Source organism: Brochothrix campestris FSL F6-1037 (assembly GCF_000525915.1).
In the GTDB taxonomy this organism is placed as follows: Bacteria; Bacillota; Bacilli; order Lactobacillales; family Listeriaceae; genus Brochothrix; species Brochothrix campestris.
Window position 1 is genome coordinate 14,756 of record NZ_AODH01000002.1, and the last position, 20,241, is coordinate 34,996.

Below are 20,241 nucleotides of genomic sequence, written 5' to 3' on the forward strand. Positions count from 1 at the left end.
GCGCTTTACTTTTAAAATGATATACCATATAATCGGTTTTGTAAACAATGATATACCAAACCAAAAGGAGTGTGTAATCGTATGACTGATAAAGCAATTTCTGCAACCGTACAAGCGTTCATGAAAAAAATTAGTGATAAAGCAATGACCGAAAACCACCATTGGGCAACTATCTTCAATAAATGTTATGCCAACACGTTACAAACCACTGTTCAGCGATTTGATGACAACAGTACATTTTTAGTCACAGGAGATATTCCAGCAATGTGGCTACGCGACTCTACGGCTCAAGTGCGACCTTATTTACCACTCGCTCAATCTGATACAGCTTTAAAAGAAATGATTGCTGGATTAGTGGCCAAACAGTTTCAATACATCAATTTAGATCCCTATGCCAATGCCTTCAATGCTTCAGCTAATGGTGCTGGGCATCAATCAGATAAAACAAAAATGAGCCCTTGGATTTGGGAGCGAAAATACGAAATTGATTCCCTTTGTTATCCTGTGCAACTTGCCTATTTACTCTACAAAAACACTGGTGATAGCGCTCATTTCACCCCTGCCTTCACTGCTGGCATTCAGGCTATTTTAACAGTTTGGGAAACGGAACAAAATCACGAGCACTCGTCTTATCGATTCGAACGCGACACGACCCGCGTCGAAGATACGTTACCAAATGGCGGTGCTGGCTCTCCCGTTGGTTACACAGGCATGACCTGGTCTGGTTTCCGACCGAGTGATGATGTTTGTCAATATGGCTACCTTGTTCCCAGCAACATGTTTGCGATCGTTGTTTTACGTTATTTAATTGATATTTATACAAAGATTTTACCGGATGCTGCCATTGTAAATCGAGCTACCGCTTTGAAACAAGCCATTGAACAAGGCATTCAGAAGCATGCCTTGGTTAAAAACGAAGCCAGTGAAACCATCTTTGCCTTCGAAGTTGATGGATTAGGTAACTATAGTATTCAAGATGATTCTAACGTTCCGAGTTTAATCGCCGCACCTTACTTAGGCTATTGTGCGATGGATGATCCCATTTATCTTGCAACACGTCAGACGTTACTTAGTTCTGAAAACCCTTACTTTTATGAAGGGAAAAACGCAAAAGGTATCGGTAGTTCTCATACACCACCTAACTATATTTGGCCAATTGCACTGGCGATTGAGGGCATGACAACAACAAGTAAAGCAGAGAAAAAAACGTATTCTAGATATGCTGGCAGCCAATGATGGCGGCACTGATTTAATGCACGAAGGTTTTGATGTAAATAATGCGGATAACTATACGCGTGAATGGTTCTCGTGGGCTAATATGATGTTTTGTGAATTATTGATGGATTACTACGACATAAAAATAACTGCTTAAAGTACTTAAGCAAAAAGGAGCCCGACATGCCAACAAAAAAAGTATATATTATTTCTCATAGTCATTGGGATCGTGAATGGTATTTGCCTTACGAGCAACATCATCTCCGTCTTGTAGCACTCATCGATGACCTGCTTGATTTATTTAAACGTGACCCCGATTTTGATAGTTTTCATCTGGATGGTCAAACGATTATTCTCGATGATTACCTCGAAATACGTCCTCATCGTAAAGATGAACTGCAAGCTGCCATTACGGCTGGCAAATTAAAAATCGGTCCGTTTTACATTTTACAAGATGATTTTTTAATTAGCAGCGAGTCCAATACGCGTAACATGCTCATCGGATTGGATGAATGTCAACGTTGGGGCGCACATGTCGACCTCGGCTACTTCCCCGATACATTTGGAAACATGGGACAAGCACCTCAAATGTTGGCAGAAGCTGGTATTACCGCTGCTGCTTTTGGGCGTGGCGTTAAACCCACTGGCTTTGATAACGCCGTTATTTCTGATGATAAATACAGTTCTAGTTTTTCTGAAATGTGGTGGGAAGGCGCAGATAAAACGACGATTTTTAGTCTCCTTTTTGCCAATTGGTATAGTAATGGTAATGAAATTCCAGTCGACGAAACAGCAGCTAAAGCCTTCTGGCAAAAAAAATTAGCAGAGGTGGAACAATACGCCGCCACACCTCACCTCCTAATGATGAATGGTGTTGATCATCAACCTGTGCAACAAGACATTACTGCTGCTATTAAAGTTGCTAACCGCTTATTTCCCGATTATGAGTTTATCCATAGTAATTTCACCGATTACTTAGCCGCCGTTAAGACTAATCTACCGACTGACTTGAGCACAGTCAGTGGCGAATTGACGAGTCAAGAAACCGATGGTTGGTATACACTGGCGAACACAGCCAGTACCCGGGTTTATTTGAAGCAAAAAAACACAGAAGTCCAACGACAACTTGAAAACATTACTGAGCCGTTGGCTACAATGGCAGCTTCGATTTCAGGACAATATCCGCATGATGAATTGCGCTATGCTTGGAAATTACTGATGCAGAATCATCCACATGATAGTATATGTGGCTGTAGCGTTGATGAAGTCCACCGTGAAATGATGACACGCTATGAAAAGGCGCTCGAAGTCGGTAAATTTTTAGCAAGCGAAGCACTTGAGACATTAGCGACGACGATTGATACGTCTATCTTTTCGACTGATGAACGACCATTTATTGTCGTGAATACAGCAGGTAGCACCAAAACAGAGATTGTCACCCAAGAAATAGAATGGAAACGCCTCCCTTTTAGCACGGGTAAACCGTCCGACTTACATGATCAGCTGATGGCGGAATCATTGCCTGACTTTGTTGTTCGTAGCGCTTCTGGTGACATTATCCCTACCGAGGTCATTAACAAAACCGTTCGTTTTAATTATGACCTTCCTAAAGATCGTTTTCGTCAACCATTTATGGCGATTTATGTCACCGTTCGCTTTGTTGCACCACAATTACCCGCATTATCATGGCACAGTTATGCCCTTACTCCACAAACAGCCACACAACCGGACGTGCTCCCACTGATTGCGTGCGATGCTCGTCAGCTTGAAAACGAGACTTTACATGTGAAAATCGCTGCCGACGGCCGTTTAACTGTCACCGATAAACGGACGCAGCAGATCTATCCGGAGTTGCTCGCATTTGAGAATGTCGGTGATATCGGTAATGAGTATATCTTTAAACAAGCAAATAATGATCCGATTTTATTTGCACATGAAAATGACTGTGAGGCTGAGATTCTAGCTAACACGACTGAAATGGCAACAATCCGCTTAACACAAACGATGAGGATTCCCGTGTCAGCTGATGAACAGTTACAACTTGAAATGGAACGTGTCACGGATATTCGAGAACGTCTAGCAGAACGAAGTAAAGTTACTACACCGCTAACATTAACAACAGATATCACACTATTAAAAGGCAGTCCTCACTTACAATTCACCACCAACTTCACAAATACAATGACCAACCACCGCTTAAGAGTGCTGTTCCCAACCGGACTTAATGTTGCTGACCATTATACCGACAGTATCTACGAGGTAGTTAAACGACCGAATCAGGTAACGGCTAATTGGGAAAACCCTACTAATCCCCAACATCAACAAAGTTTTATTAATGTGCAAGATGATGCAGTCGGTATCACAGTGACTAATTACGGTCTCAATGAATACGAAGTTATGCCAACTGATAATACAATTGCACTGACATTATTACGTGCAGTCGGTGAACTCGGTGATTGGGGGTACTTCCCAACACCTGAAGCGCAATGTATAGGTGCTCAAAGTGTGTCTTATGGTATTACTTTTCATGGTGCTACAGATGCAGCTGAAACTTATCAAAACGCTCATGCTGCTCAAATTCCGTTTAGCATAATCAACACCACGGCTTCAACCGGAAAATGGTTACCGATTGATTCGTTTTTAACAATTGATAGCCCTCAGTTTTTATTGACGGCACTTAAATGTAAAGAGCGTGATACGGCGATTATTACACGTGGTTTTAATTTAAATAGTAGCACTGAAAGTGACTTTAAAATTGACTTACCACAATACAGCCCTCAGCGTTGTAACTTGGTTGAACAAGTGAGTAACATACCACTTAAAGCTACACTGGATCCGGCTGAAATCTGCAGCATCATTTGGAACAAAGACTCATAAAAGGGGGGAATATTTATGTTACTAGGCGCAATTGAAGCGGGCGGCACAAAATTTATTTGTGCCGTTGCTGATAAAAACCTACAACTGCTTGAGCGCATCTCATTACCGACGACCACACCAACTGAAACATTAGCGGCCGTCTTTGCTTTTTTTGAACCGCATCAACTTGATGCTTTGGCGATTGGGTCCTTTGGACCGATTGACGTCAACGAAGTTTCACCGACCTATGGCTCGATTTTAGCAACACCAAAAATCGCGTGGCAACAATTCGATTTACTCGGCACACTCAAACGCCATTTTCAAATACCAATCGCCTTTACGACCGACGTTAACGCCGCGGCTTTTGGCGAATTAAAACGTGGTGCCGCCCGTGGCAAACACAGCTGTGTTTACTTAACGGTTGGCACTGGTATTGGCGGTGGGGTTGTGATGAACGACCAACTATTGCATGGTTTTAGCCATCCTGAAATGGGCCACATCTTAGTGAAACATCATCCAGACGATGCTTTCGCTGGTGTTTGCCCTTACCATGGCGACTGCCTTGAAGGTTTAGCTGCCGGCCCCGCAATTGCTGCTCGCTTTCAGCAAGCAGCCACCACCTTACCGCCTGAACATGAGGCATGGGATATCGAAGCCTTCTACCTCGCGCAGGCTGCCGTTAACTATACGTTAACGCTCTCACCCGAAAAAATTATTTTCGGTGGCGGTGTCATGAAGCAAAGCCAGCTGTATCCAAAAATGCGTCACTATTTTAATGAATTAATGAACGGTTACGTCAATACCCCACCACTCGATCAGTACCTCGTTTACTGCGAATTGGGCGATGATGCCGGTATTACTGGGGCTTTGTTATTGGCTAAGGAAACGTTAGTTTAAATAGTGAACGACAAAAAAGCACGACCGCTTCTTCCATTGTGATGGAAACAGGCGGTCGTGCTTTTAGTATTATAAGCTTGCTAGTAAAATGTCGCGGCTCACTGCCGGAGTCACATCACCATGTTCAGATAAGCGCACCAATTGATGTGCTTCGAGGTTAGCAACGATGGCTTCCACATCCGCTTCACCGAGTTCATAGGCAGCTAGTGAGGTTGGTACACCAATTGACTCAAAGAAGACCGCTGTTTGGATAATCGCCGCTTCAATTCGTTCTTCAGTTGTACCAGTAGTAATCCCTAACACACGCTCAGCGTATTGTAATAGCTTCGCCTCTTTTTGTGAACGTCGCACACGTAACATTGCTGGTAAAATCGCAGCTAACGTCCGCGCATGATCAATGTGGTACAGGTTCGTAATTTCGTGACCAATCATATGTGTGGCCCAATCTTGTGGCACACCAACACGTAACACACCATTTAAGGCATTCGTTGCGGCCCACATAAAGTTGGCACGTTCATTGTAATCCGGTGTCTCGTTGTTGACAATATTCGGACCAATTTCAATCAAGGTTTGTAACAATCCTTCAGCAAAACGATCCGTAACCAAAGCACCTGTATCGTAGGTCATGTACTGCTCAAAAACATGCACGAATGCATCAACAATCCCGTTCGCCAATTGACGTTTTGGTAAAGTATACGTTAATGTCGGGTCTAAAAAGGAGAATTGCGGGAAGGTGTGCGGGCTCTTAAAGCTCAACTTCGCCTTTTTCGCAACAAAGGTAATGACACTGCCGTTGTTCATTTCCGAAGCTGTGGCAGGTAACGTCAACACGGTTCCGTATGGTAAGGCCGATTGCGTGGGTAATTGTTGACCAATGCCACCACCAAATAAATCAATCGGATCACCGGCGAATTCAGCTGCTGCGGCCACAAATTTCGTGCCATCAATTACTGAACCACCACCAACTGCCAATAAGAAGTCAATCCCGTTGGCCTTCACTAGTGCCACAGCTTTCATCAACGTCTCGAACGTTGGATTTGCTTCAACACCAGCAAATTCAAACACAGTACGTGCACCTAAACCGGTCTTCACTTTATCAATCGTGCCAAAGCGACGAGCTGATTCGCCACCAAATAAAACTAACACACGGGCATCAGTCGGCACGAGTGTATTTAACTCATCTAAACGTTCTGGCCCAAATACAATATGGGTCGGATTATAAAAATCAAACGGTTGCATCATTTTTTATCCACCACTTTCTTAAGCTATTTACATATTTTATTATAGCACAACGCGTAGCTGCAGCCACATTTGCAGACTGAGTCGACGTCACTCCTGACAGAGCGTGCGGTCGAGCAATTGCGGTTCAACCTGAGCCAAACCCCATTCGCAAATAAGGTCGAGCACTGGGATTAAACTTTCCCCTTTGGCAGTTAAGGAATATTCAACATGGGGAGGGACAACCGGAAACACAACCCGTGTAATCACACCCATTTCCTCCAACTCCTTTAATTGATTCGTTAATGTTTTTGATGATATCGCATCGATATAACGTTGCAATTGATTAAAACGAACAACGCCCTGCTCATGTAACTCATATAAAATCATAATCTTCCATTTGCCTTGAATGTGTTGCATCGTCGCATCAAATTCATTTAAAAACATCACTTAAGCTCCCTTACTTACCTCTAGGTAAGTGACGCACCTTCATGTGCGTACTAGTTATTTTATGTGACTTTAGTATACTATGAGTATCACAGATTAGAAAGTAGGAACAAACAGATGAAACCTTTAATCGTTATTACCGGCGCAAGCAGTGGCTTCGGCAAAGAAATGGCCTTGCAATTCAGCGCTGCCGGACATCCCATATTGTTATTAGCACGACGTATCGAACCGATGATCGATTTGAATTTACCAAATACCTTAGTTAAAGCGGTAGACGTGACTGATTTCAATGCCTTTGCAGCAGCGGTAGCTGAAGCCGAAAAGAAATACGGCAAAGTCGATTGTTTAATTAATAATGCTGGTGTGATGCTCCTCGGAAACATCTGGCAACAAGATATAACTGAATGGCAAACGATGTTAGATGTGAATGTTAAGGCCGTTTTGAATGGAACTAAAATCGTCCTTAGTGACATGATGACGCGGAACGAAGGAACGATTATTAATGTTTCATCGATTGCAGGTAAAAAAACGTTTGGCAACCACGCGGCTTACTGTGCGACAAAATATGGTGTTCACGCCTTAACAGAAACTGTCCGTGAAGAAGTCAGTAGCTATAATGTGCGCATCATGTTAGTGGCCCCGGGTGCGGCTGAAACCGAACTACTCGGACACACAACCGATGAAAACATTAAAGACGGCTATAATCAATGGAAAGAAACAATGGGTGGCACTTCCCTTAATCCCGTACACGTAGCAACCTCTGTTAAATTCATGTACGAAATGCCCCAATCAGTCAATATCCGTGAACTTGTGATTGCAGCAACAAAACAAGATAGTTAATAAAAGTTAAAACAAGCTCGTTCAACTTCGAAGATATTGGAGCAAAATGAGACATCGACTATTTACCGTCGATTCGAATTTTGTGAAATATAACAGAAGTTAGCTTGTTTTACTGGATAAAAATAAAAGTTAAAACAAGCTCGTTCAACTTCGAAGATATTGGAGCAAAATGAGACAGCTTATTTTACTGGATAGATGAGACCGCCAAGTAACGTGCCAGAAATAAGTGCTGGAATCATCATAACTCCCCCTGATAGTGCCACCAACAGCGGCTCATTTGTGGCATGATAAAGCAGCCAAACGATGCTGACGTTCGCAAACGTTTGACTGATGGTATTTAAATTCATCGCAATAAACAGACTCGCAAAAGATCTGTTTCGTAACATCATGACATAGCGCTTCATCTCACTTCACCTTGAAATCAGCCCGTTTGAGGATATGCTTTACTGCCTTTCTTGGATGGAATCAAGAATAAGCTTTTTCAACTTTAAGCACGTTAGAAATAGTTAAGATCACAAAGACGTTCAAAGATATTAGTCTTCGTAGCCTAATCCCGCTCATTTTCAACGCTACTATAACATGTACATAGCGTACAAACAAATAATAGGATGCTAAGTTAAGCCATTGTAACACTCGGTCTACACAAACTTCATTTTTCTTCCAAGCTGTTTGCTTCTATGCGGTTGATTTCACTTTCGTTTCTCTAATCACTGCAGTTTAGAACGGCTTTAAATAACTTTCGTACTAGTAGGCAAGACAAGTGAATGACGGTGCGCGTACTGATGGTACGTAATCCCGAGCGAGCAAGTCGTAATGACCTAGCACAACGTTTAGCTTCAGTCTCAGGATTACAGTCCAGTCACAGACTGCAATCCCATCACTATCTTACTTAATCCCCAACGCCTGTTTCGCCAAACGATCAACCCGTTCATTGTATTCAACACCCGTGTGGGCTGCGACTTTATGGAAGGTAATTTTAATTGTATTCACCGCTGCCACGTATTCACGGTAGCCCTTGGTGAGGGCGTTATTTGTTTTCCACTCGCCTTTGGCCCAATGTTCAATTCCGGTATAATCGTAATAAATGCCGACATCTTTGCCAAGCGCTGCTGCATATTCAATTGCACGCGTTGCCCCATACACTTCACCCGCAACATTACGCATGCTTGAAAATTCATTTTTGAATTTTTTACCTTCTTCATGAATCACCGTATCATTTTCGAGGATGACCATGCCATACGCGAATTCTTCGGTGAATTTATTGTAACTACCGTCCACATAAGCAACGAGTTCGTCTGGGTTATGGGCCACAATATGGGCCGGTTGATGACTGCTCACCCCTTCGATGAAAGCTCGCGCTTCTTGCTCCGTCGTAAAACTTTTATAAATAGCGCCCGAAAAGCCCTTCGTTAGCGCCTGGCAATCTGCCCACGTCCGCACGATGCCAATCCGCTTCCCTTTTTTTTACTGCGTAGTATTTTTGTGCTGCCATTATTATCACGCCTTTCTTATTTGCTTCCTCTTTATTTTACCTTATTGGAGCTTAAAAAAGACCATTAAAACCGTAAAATCAGCTTGTCATCTTTACTATTAAGGCTTTTATCGCTAAAATACAAGAGAGACATTCAACTAAACACTACTCAATAGAGGGGGCAATCAGCCACATGCTTAAGCATTTCTTTAGCTATTATAAACCGTACAAAAAGCTCTTCATCCTTGATTTCTCGTGTGCGGTCTTTGCCGCCTTACTCGAACTTGCCTTTCCTATGGCGGTCAACCGAGTCATCGATACGTTACTGCCGTCAAAAAACTGGACGTTAATTGTGACAGCCGTCGCCGCGCTGTTTGCCTTTTACATCATCAACAGTTTTATGCAATACATCGTCACCTACTGGGGACATCTGCTCGGCTTAAACATTGAATCAGATATGCGTAATGACCTCTACAATCATTTGCAAAAGCAATCGTTTGACTATTATGACAATGAGCGTACCGGTAAACTGATGTCGCGGATGACGAATGATTTATTTGAAATTGGCGAAGTGGCCCATCATGGCCCCGAAGATATTTTCATCGCGATTATGACTGTTATCGGTACCTTTTTAATCATGATGCGCATCCATGTTGGATTAGCAATTTCGACCGTTGTACTTGTACCGTTAATCGCCTTTCTAATTGTCTTTTTCAACAAACGAATGACCCGTGTCAACGCCAAAATTTTCAAATCACTGGCTGACTTTAATGCCGGTATCGAAAATGCCATTGGTGGGATTCGTGTTGTGAAAGCATTTGCGAACGAAAACTATGAACGGAAACGTTTCAAGCTAATTAACAACGGTTACAAGCATGCCAAATCACTCTTTTATGGTACGATGGCCAAAAGTTCATCGATCAACTATTTACTGATTCGCTTAATGACCTTGTTCACCCTGTTGATGGGTTCGTATTTTACAATTAACAACCAGATGACAAACGGGCAATTTGTTGCTTTTATTTTATTAGCAAACGTCCTCGTACGACCGATTGAAAAAATCAACGCAGTCATCGAAAGTTATCCCAAAGGCATTGCTGGTTTTAAACGCTTCAGCGAAACGATGGCACTTGAGCCGTCAGTCAGCGATGCTCCTCATGCTAAAACCGTATCTCAGTTGCAAGGTCAAATTACATATCACAATGTTGGCTTTCATTATGAGGACTCAAAAGCGATTCTGACAAACATTAACTTAACCGTACAACCGGGTGAAACAATCGCCTTTGTTGGACCTTCTGGTGCTGGCAAAACGACCTTGTGTAGCTTATTGCCACGGTTTTATGACGTAACGGCCGGTGCAATTACGATTGATGGCATCGATATTCGCGAGATGACACTCGCCTCGCTCCGTCAAAACATAGGGATTGTGCAGCAAGACGTCTACCTCTTTTCTGGCACAGTGCGTGAAAACATTGCCTACGGTAAACTCGATGCAACCGATGATGAAATTTGGCAGGTGGCAAAACTGGCCAACCTCGAAGATGTTATCCTCAATATGAGTGATGGCCTCAACACCGTCATTGGTGAACGTGGTGTTAAATTGTCAGGTGGACAAAAACAACGCTTAGCGATTGCGCGAATGTTTCTAAAAAACCCACCACTACTCATTTTAGATGAAGCGACTTCCGCCTTGGATACTGCGACGGAACGAATCATTCAGGACTCATTGAACAAACTGACTGAAGGCCGCACCACCTTAATTATCGCCCATCGATTAGCAACGATTCGCGATGCTGACCGCATCATCGTTATTGATGAAAGCGGCATCGCCGAACAAGGCACACACGAACAATTACTGGCCCAAGATGGTGTGTATCGACAATTACAAAATTAGAATAAAAGTGAAATCAGCTCGTTCAACAGCGTATAAATTGGAAAGGTCGTACTTGCGATTATTTTCCATCGCGAGTAGCGAGCTTGAAATTTACTAGCTGTTAGCTGATTGAACTGGAAAAATAAAAGTGAAATCAACCTGGTAGAACTGTAGAAATTGGAACTGCCGAATTTACCGATTATTTTCCATCGGTAAGTGAGGGAGTGAAATTTCCTAAGTTATGGTTGATTGAACTGGAAAAATAAAAGTGAAATCAGCTCGTTCAACAGCGTATAAATTGGAAAGGTCGTACTTGCGATTATCTCCCATCGCGAGTAGCGAGCTTGAAATTTACTAGCTGTTAGCTGATTGTACTGGAAAAATAAAAGTGAAATCAACCTGGAGAACTGAAAAAAGCAGTTTGCCGAATTGACTGTTGCTGTTCCCTCACAAGCAAACAGCAGACACGCCCTCCATTTGGGCATGTCTGCTGTTTTTTGTTTAGTTCCTTATTTATCAGTCTGTCCCTCACGTATCGCTGCTAAATCGGCTAAAATACGGGGGAATTCTTTATCTAATTTGTAGAAGTATAAAATGATAATCATCAAGAGATTAAATAAAATCGGCAGCCATAAGAAGATGAAAACAATCATTGATTGCGCTGATTCAGGCTGTACCGCCGCACCTGATACAAAGCCTGCTGCCGCTAACATCCAACCAACAACAGCTGTCCCGAAACCAGTACCGACTTTGGCACCAAAGCTCCCAGCTGAATAAATCAAACCTTCAGTTCGAACACCGTTGCGCCATTCGCCATATTCAATCGTATCGGCTAATAAGGCAAACAGAATGGCAACCACTGCTGCCCCACCAATCCCCTTAATCACATTTGTCGCAATTAAGAGTGGCAAGCTGTATGGTTCAATTAAGATGATAAACGAACCAATGAGAGCGATCACCGTTCCGACCATCGCCACATTTCGCTTACCATAACGCTTAATCACTGGCAACGCCAACACCATACATAATACTGTTGGGATAACCGTTGTAATCGTTAAAATACCCATCAATGATTCTGTCGTTAACGAAGCACTCGCGCTGGCAACCTGTGCAACGAAAAATGTACTAATTGCTGTGCCGACACCACTTGCAATGTTTTGAACTAAGAAAAACGCTAACACAATCACCCAATACTTATTATTAAACAGAAACTTCAACGATGTTTTAAGCGGTAACGGACGATTCTCTAATGCCTTAATCGCTGGTTTTACCCGTTCCTTCGTGTTTTTAAAGCAGAGTAATAAACAGATAAAGCCGACGATTGAGAAGATGATTGACATGAAAATCCAACCTTTTTGCCCACCACCGAGCATTTTAACAATCGCTAATGTTCCCATCCCGGCAATCATCGCTGCCGCGGTGCTAAAGAGCATCCGTGTGACATTTAAGACCGAACGCTCGTATTGATCTTGGGTAATGAGCGATGTTAAAGTGCCGTACGGAATGTTGACCATTGTGTAGGCAAACGACAATAAGTTATACGAAATCGCCACATACACCAGCTGCCAAAACGTACTAACATCAGGGACAGTATACAATAAAATACCACTGATGAGAAACGGAACAGAGCCCCATAAAACCCATGGGCGAGCCTTGCCGTGTTTACTATGGGTTTTGTCGACAATAAAACCCATCCCAATATCGGTAACGCCATCAAACACCTTCGAAGCAAAAATAATCGTCCCGATAGTGGCTGGATTAAGTCCGATTACCATCGTGTAATAAAACATCAAAAACATCGTTGATACGTGCCATACAATACCGGACGCAAAGTCACCCGAACCGTATGAGACTCTTTCAGTTAATGAAATCGTATTGCGCTTTGCTATTGTCATCGTTTATCCTCCTTCGTTCAATTAGCCCATTATCAATTCGCGTTTAATGCATTCAAGAATGCTGCGAGTTGCTCTTCTGAAAACTGACCTTGACTGAAACTAACAATCCCTCTTAATGGCATATTTTTTAACATCGCTGCACCTAAATCGAGCGCTTCTGCTTCAAAATCCATTTCTGCAATGTTAAATGGCATCTCCAGTTGTTTAAAAAAGTGCTGCGCGGTTTCACGTGTTGCTGGATGACACATAATATCTCCGACCGTCGAATTACGAGTCATCGCTACCGGCAACGGCTGCGTCGATGTCACATGTACCGTTTCACGGAGTTCAATCACTGCGGATGAACGACCGACTAGCAACGCGAATTCCCCCGTCTCCACATGCCAATCATTGATGCTTACATCGTAATAACTAAACGCACGCTTGTCTAAGGTTAGCGTGACCGTTTTTGTTTCGCCTGGTGCTAACCTTACCTTCGTAAAGGCCTTTAATTCTTTTAACGGACGAATGACCGTGCTCTGTAAGTCTTGCACGTACAACTGCACAATTTCTTGCCCTGCTCGCGCCCCACTATTGGCGATTGTCACTGCTACCTCGACTGTCTCTTCATCGGTTAATGCCGTGCGATTAACGCTCATTTGTTGATAATCAAACTGCGTGTAACTAAGGCCATGACCAAACGGAAAGAGCGTCTCCATTGCTTTCGCTTCATAATAACGATAGCCCACAAAAAGTCCTTCATTGTAATCAACCACATCATTTGCACCTGGGAAGTTAAGGTGTGCAGGTGTATCTGCTAAACGCAAGGGGAAGGTTTCGGCTAGTTTCCCACTCGGATTCACATCACCGTACAGTAAATCACTCACTGCCCCACCAGCTGCTTGCCCACCTAAATACGCCTCCAGAACAGCATCAACCTTGTCAATCCAAGGCATTTCAATCGGTGCCCCATTACTTAATACAACAACGATACGCTCATTAACGGCACTTAAACGTTCAATCAACTGCAGTTGGTTAGCTGGTAAGCGCAAATGTTGACGGTCATAGCCTTCTGATTCATAGCGGTCTGGCAATCCAAGAACAACAACGAGTTGATCCGCGGTTGTTGCCATTGCAACAGCTTCTGCTATCAATCCCTCATCGCTATCATCTGTTGCAAGTTCATAGCCTTGGGCATAACTGACAGTTGCCAAAGGTGCGGCGCTTTGCATTTCCGTTCGAATTGTTTCGACCATTGTTGGATTGATTTTTGAACTACCGCTCCCTTGGTAACGTGGTGTCTGTGCTAATTCACCAATGATGACCACATCACGTTCTTTGCTCAATGGCAGCAAGTCCGCTTCATTTTTAAGTAAGACCATACTTTCACTCGCCACGCGACGGGCTAATTGATGATGCGCTGCTAAATCGTAAGGGGCTGGATTCGCTTGTGGCTTCGTCATCTCAATGAGACGCAGCACCCGTTCAGCCGCTTGATCGACCACTGCTTCATCCAAGCTCCCATCTTCAACTGCCGCCACGATTAGACTGTCTGAATAACCATTGTTAGCCGGCATATCGAGTTCTAACCCTGCTTTCAAAGCAGCGACACGATGATTAACCGCCCCCCAATCCGACACAACAGCTCCTTCAAAGCCCCATTCATCACGTAAGATGGTTGTGAGTAAACGCTCACTTTCTGACGCATATTCACCATTTACACGGTTATATGAACTCATCACCGTCGCTGGTTGTGCCTCTTTGACAACTGCTTCAAACGCCGCTAAATAAATTTCACGCAGACTGCGTTCATCAACTCTAGCATCGATTGTCATCCGTCGTTCCTCTTGGTTATTGACAGCAAAATGTTTAAGCGATGTTCCCACTGGATGTGTTTGAATACCCTTTACTTGTTGTGTCGCCAGTTGGGCTGCTAAGAGCGGGTCTTCTGAAAAGTACTCGAAGTTCCGCCCACATAACGGTGAGCGTTTAATATTTACGCCTGGTCCGAGTAAGACTGAAATTTGTTCCGACACACAGGCTTCACCGAGTGCCTCACCCACTTCAAATAACAACGCCTTATTCCACGATGCAGCCATTCCTGCCGCTGATGGAAAACAAATCGCAGGTACACTGTCGAACACGCCGAGGTGATCATTTGCATCTGGCCGCTGTTTACGGAGCCCATGTGGCCCATCCGTCACCATAATCGATGGTAGATTGAGTCGTTCGATTCCTTTAAGATGCCAAAAATCTTGCCCTGAACAAAGACTCGCTTTTTCTGCTAACGTTAATTGTGACACTATTTGTTTGATAGTCATTATCGTTTCTCCTCCTTTAATGTTTGCGCTTTCACTCTTTAATAATAAGATTAATTATGTTACATTTATAGTATATTTCTACGTTTTTTAGTATAGAACAATGCTAATTAACATTAAGAGCTGATTGGAGGTTTTTGTTACGCGTAAACGTGCCCATGTTATCGAACTGCTTCAGACATTGACCGACTTCCCTTTCACACTCCTATATCATAGTGGGAAGTGGCAATGTTTTGAAAAAGGAAAGGAACAAAACAAACTGCAACGTCCTGCCTTTATCGATCGGATTCAACCGTCACTCAGCAATGGTAACAAGCCAGAATTGTATATTTCGCCACTGTTAGAACGGTTTATTTTCATCGATTTAGTGCCGCATTTAGATGCCCGTTTAATCGTCGGTCCTTTTTTAACCGCGCAACTCACACCTGAAACGTTACAGTTGCTCAGCAATGCCCAACCAATCAATCGTCGCAGTCAATTGCCATCTTATTATGCGCAGTTGCCTTGCTTAGATGTCACTAAACAGTTTGCCCTCATCCAGCTGATTTACACGATTATCTTTGGCAAGCCCCTTAAAAGTGAAACTATTTTAATTACCGATTGTTGGTTGCCACCCACAGACGACACCAAAGACAGGCAACAGCTTGAAGCAACCGCGACCCGACCAAACAAACGCTCGTTTGGGATGGAGCAACATTATTTAGCCTTGATTGAGCAGGGAAAAACCGATTACCTCAAGCTCTTGCTTAATCAAGGCCCGCTGTTTTTGGATGAGTCTGTTGGTCTGCTCGCGACGAGTAGCCTCCTCCGACATTATAAGAACATCGGGATCGCCGCTGTTTCACTTGCGACGCGGGCAGCCATTAAAGGTGGCCTTTTTTCAGAACGCGCCTACGAACTGAGTGATGGCTACATTCAACAACTGGAAAACTGCCAAACGATTGCCGAAGCAGACCAGTTAATTAAAATCGCCCTGCTCTTATTTACCGATGAAGTGCGACGCTGTGTTAACAATCATTTATCACCCCATATTATTAAAACCGTTCATTATTTAAAAGCACATCTGTACGAAGAAGTTACCGTCAATCAGTTAGCTGCTGACCTGCAATTATCACCAAACTACTTAGCGACCTGCTTTAAGCGCGAACTCGGTGTGTCTGTGCTAACACACCTTCATAAACTGCGGATTGAAGAAGCCCAATTGCTCATTGCAGCCCATCAAGACAGTTTATTAGAGATTGCGCAACGCCTAAAATTTCATGATCAAAGCCATTTTACCCGCGTGTTTAAACAACATACCGGGATGACACCACGAACGTATTTAAATGAAACATTATGCTAACACAAAAAAGGTAGGAGTGTCGTTGACTAACGACCTCCTACCTTTTTCGGCTAAGCTAAAACGGTGAATATATCAAAGCAGTCTTATTCAGCTGCTGATACCCACACTTTTTTCTCAGCGATATCATAAATTTGTTCGAACTCGTCTTTATCGTAACTATCCAAGCGATTAAGACTATTTTTCGTTAAATACATCCCCGGAGCAATTGAGAAAGAACCCCGGGTTGTGCTAATTTGTAGTTTATTGCCCTTTCTCGTCTTTAAAGTAGTTGAAGGCAAACAGAACGCCATTAAAGCATCATGATTTTCACCATCATAAAAGATGAAGTCATCTGCTTCTTTACGCTTACAGGCTTTAATACTCTGAACTTTTGAAAAAGCCATTTCTCCAATTCGACCCGTGCGATTAATGCTAATTAGCGTCTTTAATCCGACAAACCCATGCTTACCTGATTCAAAGTGAATTGTATCCCACTCTGCTTCAGTAATTTCAGTCACCACTAGAGTTGCTCGCTCCGATGGTGCAAAATCAGACAGTAGCGCGCGTTTCGTTAGGACACGATAATAGAAAGCATCACCCGCAGCACTCAGAACATGATAGACACGGTATTGTTTCACTTTAAGTGGCGTCCTTTTCACCTTTGGTTCATGATAACCGAGGCTTGCTTGCTTAATTTTTTTAGGTTCCTGTTGATCAAGTTCCTTTTCTAGTTTATTGATGACGTCACTACACTTAGCGATACGTTGGCATGTTTCACAGTCAGCCGTTGAACCCGGCGGATGCTTAAAATCAAGCGGTTCGTGTTCGTCATAGAGATCACCTAAAATGATAAAGAGGCGTTGCTTTTTCTTTTTTTGATGGTACGTCTATCTCTCATCGTTATCATCCCTTTGCAGTTAGTGTTAACACTAGTTTACCATGACTGTCTCCCCTTTTCAGCCACAAAAAAACAGTGTGGCTCAATCCGACTGTTCGAAGGAGCCCCGCTGTATTATTTGAAATCATTAAGATAAATTTCAGTATTGCCACCATGGTCATCGATTTGATGACGCGCAATTAGAAAATTAAAATACAGCGATACTGTTAGTAGAAAGGTTAATAAAACCAATCCAGATTGGGAAATCAATAAAAAACGCTGTTTTTTATATGGCTTCGTTAATACAAGTGCTAACATTAAAAAAATCAGCAAGACCAGTATAAATTCAACTGCAAAATAAATAACAGCATAATCCAAACTTTTGGTGTAATTATCATATTCGTCAATATAATAGCCTGAAATATAAGTCATCGCTGCTGTGGCGAGAATTGCGATTACACTCAAACCACCAAGACAAATACTTACGATTCGTTTCACACATCCACCCCCAACTATCTTACTAAAAATTATACAGGATGTAAGGATAGATAGCTTATCATCGCTTTCGTTTAGAGCGTGAAATGGCGGATGTATGACGATTCGGTGACAATAGCTCTTTCGTTTAATCTCTAGTTTTTATTTCTTTTGATAATAACTTTTGATCGAATCGTTTGAAAAAGGGATAGTAAATAAGCACAGCCAAGGCAAGATTACCTAGCGCCAACACTGCTGCCCGCCAATCCATACCGGTTGCCAACATCGCTCCCAATGGTGCTGGTAACGTCCACGGCACAATGGCAATGGGATAATCCACGATGTTAAAGACGACCATCGCCAAGTAAGTTGTGGTTCCCATCACTAGTGGTGCCAAAATGAATGGAATGGCCAAAAATGGATTCATCACTAGTGGCACACCAAAAATAAGCGGTTCATTAATATTAAACAGACTCGGAACGAGCGTAAACCGTCCAATTTTTTTACAGAAGGCCGACATCCCCACAACCGCCATTAACAGCGCTAACGCAAGTGTAGCACCCGCGCCACCAATCCAGACAAACCATTGAAAAAATTGTTCCGTTAAAAAATGTGGAATTGGTTCATTAGCTGCAGCCGCATTCATGTTGTCATTTAAATGAGCAAACCAAAACGGCGTTAGAAGCGGTTTGGCTAAAATCATACCATGAATACCAAAGAGCCAGACGATTGTAATCAGTAAAATCGGCATAATCACCGCTAAAAAGGAATCCCCTGCAAAGTACCTGATTGGACTAAACAGCCACTGCAGCGTGCTGTTCAAATCGAAGTGCAACACGACCTTTAGCACCCAAGTACTAATAATGAGCAACGTTCCTGGAATCAATGCCACAAACGAGTGAATCACGGCTGGTGGTACACCCGCTGGCATCTTAATCACCCACTTTTTTGCGATGCAAAAGCGAACCAGTTCAACCGTTGCAATCGACAGCACCATTGCCGTAAAAAGACCATTGGCGCCGAGGTTTGTAAGTGGTAAGACCGTTCCAGTAATAGTGAGACCGACTGCTGCCGATTGCTCGGTGCTAATTGTTGCGGGTGTCACCGCCGCCATTAAAAATGACAACACGGCTAACACACTTGTCGATGCCCGATCGATACCATATTCATCACATAAACTAATCGTGATGCCGATACAGACGTAAATTGACATTAGATCAATCGTCACATGCATCGGTAGCCGTAAACTCGTTGCATATGGTGCAATCACTGACTCCCAACCAGCGATTGGTAAATTGAGTACAATGATAAAAAACGACCCAATAATCGTTACGGGAATCACTACACTCATCCCGTTACGAATTGCTGTGATGTAACGATTGCCCGCTATCTTTCCCATTTGTGCGACGATTTTATCAGAGCGCTTCAGCTGTTCCATTAGCCTTCCCCCTCTTTCGTTTGATAGCTTTAGTATAGAGGTGAGATTGCACGATACACAACTGATAGCTGTTGACGATTATTGTTTTTTTAGATTGCTACTTTTATAAACTTATTTAATGCAAAAAAAGAGCAACGATAGATAGTTGCTCCAAGTTTACAAATAAACGCTGTTCTAGATTGTGACAACTTGCTTGCTCTTAGCTAAGACTCTTTACTCAATCCCAGCCGCATTCAACATCCGTTCACACAATTCATGTGATTGCACGATGCTTGCAGCACTGATGCACGCCTCTTTTGTTTTAACGGCGCCGATAAAGGCACGAATCATCGGATCAAACCCTCGTTTATGGAGGGTTGTCTCCCAATCTGTGAATTTCTGCGTTGTGCGCGTGTTCCCGGCAAACGTTTGATACTGCACGAGGTCATCTAAGCGTGTTGTGCCTGTTGGTGTTTGGACTTCCATGATTTCGGAGTTAACACCCGCTTCAAAATTGACGGAGACACTGCAACTTGTTGTTGCTGTTTCAAACGTCACAACGGCTCGTTGAAAACCACCGTCTTTGAGAACAATGTTTGAACGAAAGTCAGTCACCACATCATCGATTAAATAAAGGGCGGTGTCTAACGAATGGATGAAAATATCATAAATTGTGAAACGTACTGGCGCACCCGGTTTATTGGCGCGGGTTTTTTGAACATTAATCATTCTTTTTTGCGGCAGTGCCTTTAATTGCTGTACCATTGGTGCAAAGCGACGATTGAAGCCGGCCATTAAAAGCAGGCCTTTTTGTTGCGCTAAAGCGACTAACTCCGCTACTTCGGTCGCATTTTCACTGATTGGTTTATCCACAAACACATGAATACCTGCGTTCAAAGCCGCAGTAACAAAACGTGCATGCGTGTGCGTCGCCGTATGAATAAAAATCGCTTCAATCCCGCTTGTAAGCAGAGCATTATGGTCGGTATACAGGTGCTTAACACCGTATTTTTGACCTAACTGTGCTAATTTTTGCGGATCGCGTGTGCATAAATGCCATTCAATCTCGTCTTGCATTGCCATTGTCACTGGCATATACGCTTTTTGGGCAATTCCACCTAATCCGATAACACCTATTTTCAT

General features: G+C 43.1%; 17 protein-coding genes and 1 pseudogene. 7 read left to right on the forward strand and 11 right to left on the reverse strand.

The features are described from left to right. Positions 1–81 precede the first annotated feature (81 nt). From BCAMP_RS00580 to BCAMP_RS00590, 4 genes are read left to right on the forward strand one after another with little or no spacing between them, the layout of a single operon-like run. The gene (locus BCAMP_RS00580) at positions 82–1,236 is read left to right on the forward strand and encodes a glycoside hydrolase family 125 protein (RefSeq protein WP_332248489.1); all 1,155 of its coding nucleotides are present in this window, start codon (positions 82–84) and stop codon (positions 1,234–1,236) included. After that, positions 1,220–1,372: a glycoside hydrolase family 125 protein gene (locus BCAMP_RS14870; RefSeq protein WP_332248490.1), complete on the forward strand. Its 153-nt coding sequence runs from the start codon at positions 1,220–1,222 to the stop codon at positions 1,370–1,372. The genes BCAMP_RS00580 and BCAMP_RS14870 overlap by 17 nt, the downstream gene beginning before the upstream one ends. A 26-nt stretch (positions 1,373–1,398) precedes the next feature. Beyond that, positions 1,399–4,092: an alpha-mannosidase gene (locus BCAMP_RS00585; RefSeq protein WP_035312845.1), complete on the forward strand. Its 2,694-nt coding sequence runs from the start codon at positions 1,399–1,401 to the stop codon at positions 4,090–4,092. Positions 4,093–4,107: 15 nt separating this feature from the next. Further along, positions 4,108–4,968 carry an ROK family protein gene (locus tag BCAMP_RS00590; RefSeq protein ID WP_035312846.1) on the forward strand — a complete coding sequence of 287 codons (861 nt, stop codon included), beginning with the start codon at positions 4,108–4,110 and terminating at the stop codon, positions 4,966–4,968. 69 nt (positions 4,969–5,037) lie between these two features. Here the strand turns inward: BCAMP_RS00590 and BCAMP_RS00595 are convergent, their stop codons facing one another. Together BCAMP_RS00595 and BCAMP_RS00600 are read right to left on the reverse strand one after the other, a co-directional pair. After that, complete coding sequence (locus BCAMP_RS00595; RefSeq protein ID WP_051456768.1) at positions 5,038–6,207, reverse strand: iron-containing alcohol dehydrogenase; 1,170 nt, start codon at positions 6,205–6,207, stop codon at positions 5,038–5,040. Positions 6,208–6,297: 90 nt separating this feature from the next. Further along, the gene (locus tag BCAMP_RS00600) at positions 6,298–6,633 is read right to left on the reverse strand and encodes a winged helix-turn-helix transcriptional regulator (protein WP_035312849.1); all 336 of its coding nucleotides are present in this window, start codon (positions 6,631–6,633) and stop codon (positions 6,298–6,300) included. A gap of 117 nt (positions 6,634–6,750) precedes the next feature. Between BCAMP_RS00600 and BCAMP_RS00605 the strand changes: the two genes are divergently transcribed. Next, positions 6,751–7,473 carry an SDR family oxidoreductase gene (locus BCAMP_RS00605; RefSeq protein WP_035312851.1) on the forward strand — a complete coding sequence of 241 codons (723 nt, stop codon included), beginning with the start codon at positions 6,751–6,753 and terminating at the stop codon, positions 7,471–7,473. Positions 7,474–7,652: 179 nt separating this feature from the next. Here BCAMP_RS00605 and BCAMP_RS00610 read toward each other — a convergent pair whose 3' ends face one another. The 3 genes and pseudogenes from BCAMP_RS00610 to BCAMP_RS14875 form a co-directional block, all read right to left on the reverse strand. After that, on the reverse strand, positions 7,653–7,877 hold the full coding sequence (locus BCAMP_RS00610) for a hypothetical protein (RefSeq protein ID WP_035312853.1): 225 nt from the start codon (positions 7,875–7,877) through the stop codon (positions 7,653–7,655). A 481-nt stretch (positions 7,878–8,358) separates the two neighbouring features. Then, the gene (locus BCAMP_RS00615; protein ID WP_332248491.1) at positions 8,359–8,811 is read right to left on the reverse strand and encodes an RNase H family protein; all 453 of its coding nucleotides are present in this window, start codon (positions 8,809–8,811) and stop codon (positions 8,359–8,361) included. 21 nt (positions 8,812–8,832) lie between these two features. Further along, positions 8,833–8,925: pseudogene (locus tag BCAMP_RS14875) on the reverse strand (ribonuclease H1 domain-containing protein); the annotation flags it as partial. 212 nt (positions 8,926–9,137) lie between these two features. Here BCAMP_RS14875 and BCAMP_RS00620 point away from each other — a divergent pair. Further along, positions 9,138–10,838: an ABC transporter ATP-binding protein gene (locus BCAMP_RS00620; RefSeq protein WP_035312855.1), complete on the forward strand. Its 1,701-nt coding sequence runs from the start codon at positions 9,138–9,140 to the stop codon at positions 10,836–10,838. Positions 10,839–11,326: 488 nt separating this feature from the next. On the opposite strand, the gene BCAMP_RS00625 is transcribed toward BCAMP_RS00620, so the two are convergent. Both BCAMP_RS00625 and BCAMP_RS00630 read right to left on the reverse strand, forming a co-directional pair. Continuing rightward, on the reverse strand, positions 11,327–12,712 hold the full coding sequence (locus BCAMP_RS00625) for an MFS transporter (RefSeq protein ID WP_035312856.1): 1,386 nt from the start codon (positions 12,710–12,712) through the stop codon (positions 11,327–11,329). A 32-nt stretch (positions 12,713–12,744) separates the two neighbouring features. Continuing rightward, the gene (locus tag BCAMP_RS00630; RefSeq protein ID WP_035312858.1) at positions 12,745–15,012 is read right to left on the reverse strand and encodes a glycoside hydrolase family 3 C-terminal domain-containing protein; all 2,268 of its coding nucleotides are present in this window, start codon (positions 15,010–15,012) and stop codon (positions 12,745–12,747) included. Positions 15,013–15,136: 124 nt separating this feature from the next. Between BCAMP_RS00630 and BCAMP_RS00635 the strand changes: the two genes are divergently transcribed. Next, the gene (locus BCAMP_RS00635; protein ID WP_035312860.1) at positions 15,137–16,351 is read left to right on the forward strand and encodes a helix-turn-helix domain-containing protein; all 1,215 of its coding nucleotides are present in this window, start codon (positions 15,137–15,139) and stop codon (positions 16,349–16,351) included. An 83-nt stretch (positions 16,352–16,434) separates the two neighbouring features. Here the strand turns inward: BCAMP_RS00635 and BCAMP_RS00640 are convergent, their stop codons facing one another. From BCAMP_RS00640 to BCAMP_RS00655, 4 genes are all read right to left on the reverse strand, one after another. Further along, positions 16,435–16,968, reverse strand: coding sequence for a hypothetical protein (locus BCAMP_RS00640; protein ID WP_035312862.1), 534 nt, complete (start codon positions 16,966–16,968; stop codon positions 16,435–16,437). Between the two features lie 374 nt (positions 16,969–17,342). Next, positions 17,343–17,705, reverse strand: a complete 363-nt coding sequence (locus tag BCAMP_RS00645) for an Asp23/Gls24 family envelope stress response protein (protein ID WP_035312864.1) — start codon at positions 17,703–17,705, stop codon at positions 17,343–17,345. Between the two features lie 124 nt (positions 17,706–17,829). Further along, a complete protein-coding gene (locus BCAMP_RS00650) occupies positions 17,830–19,119 on the reverse strand; it encodes a PTS sugar transporter subunit IIC (RefSeq protein ID WP_051456765.1) in 1,290 nt (429 codons plus the stop codon). Positions 19,120–19,332: 213 nt separating this feature from the next. After that, positions 19,333–20,241 (reverse strand): Gfo/Idh/MocA family protein, encoded by a 909-nt coding sequence (locus tag BCAMP_RS00655; protein ID WP_035312865.1) that lies wholly within the window; start codon positions 20,239–20,241, stop codon positions 19,333–19,335.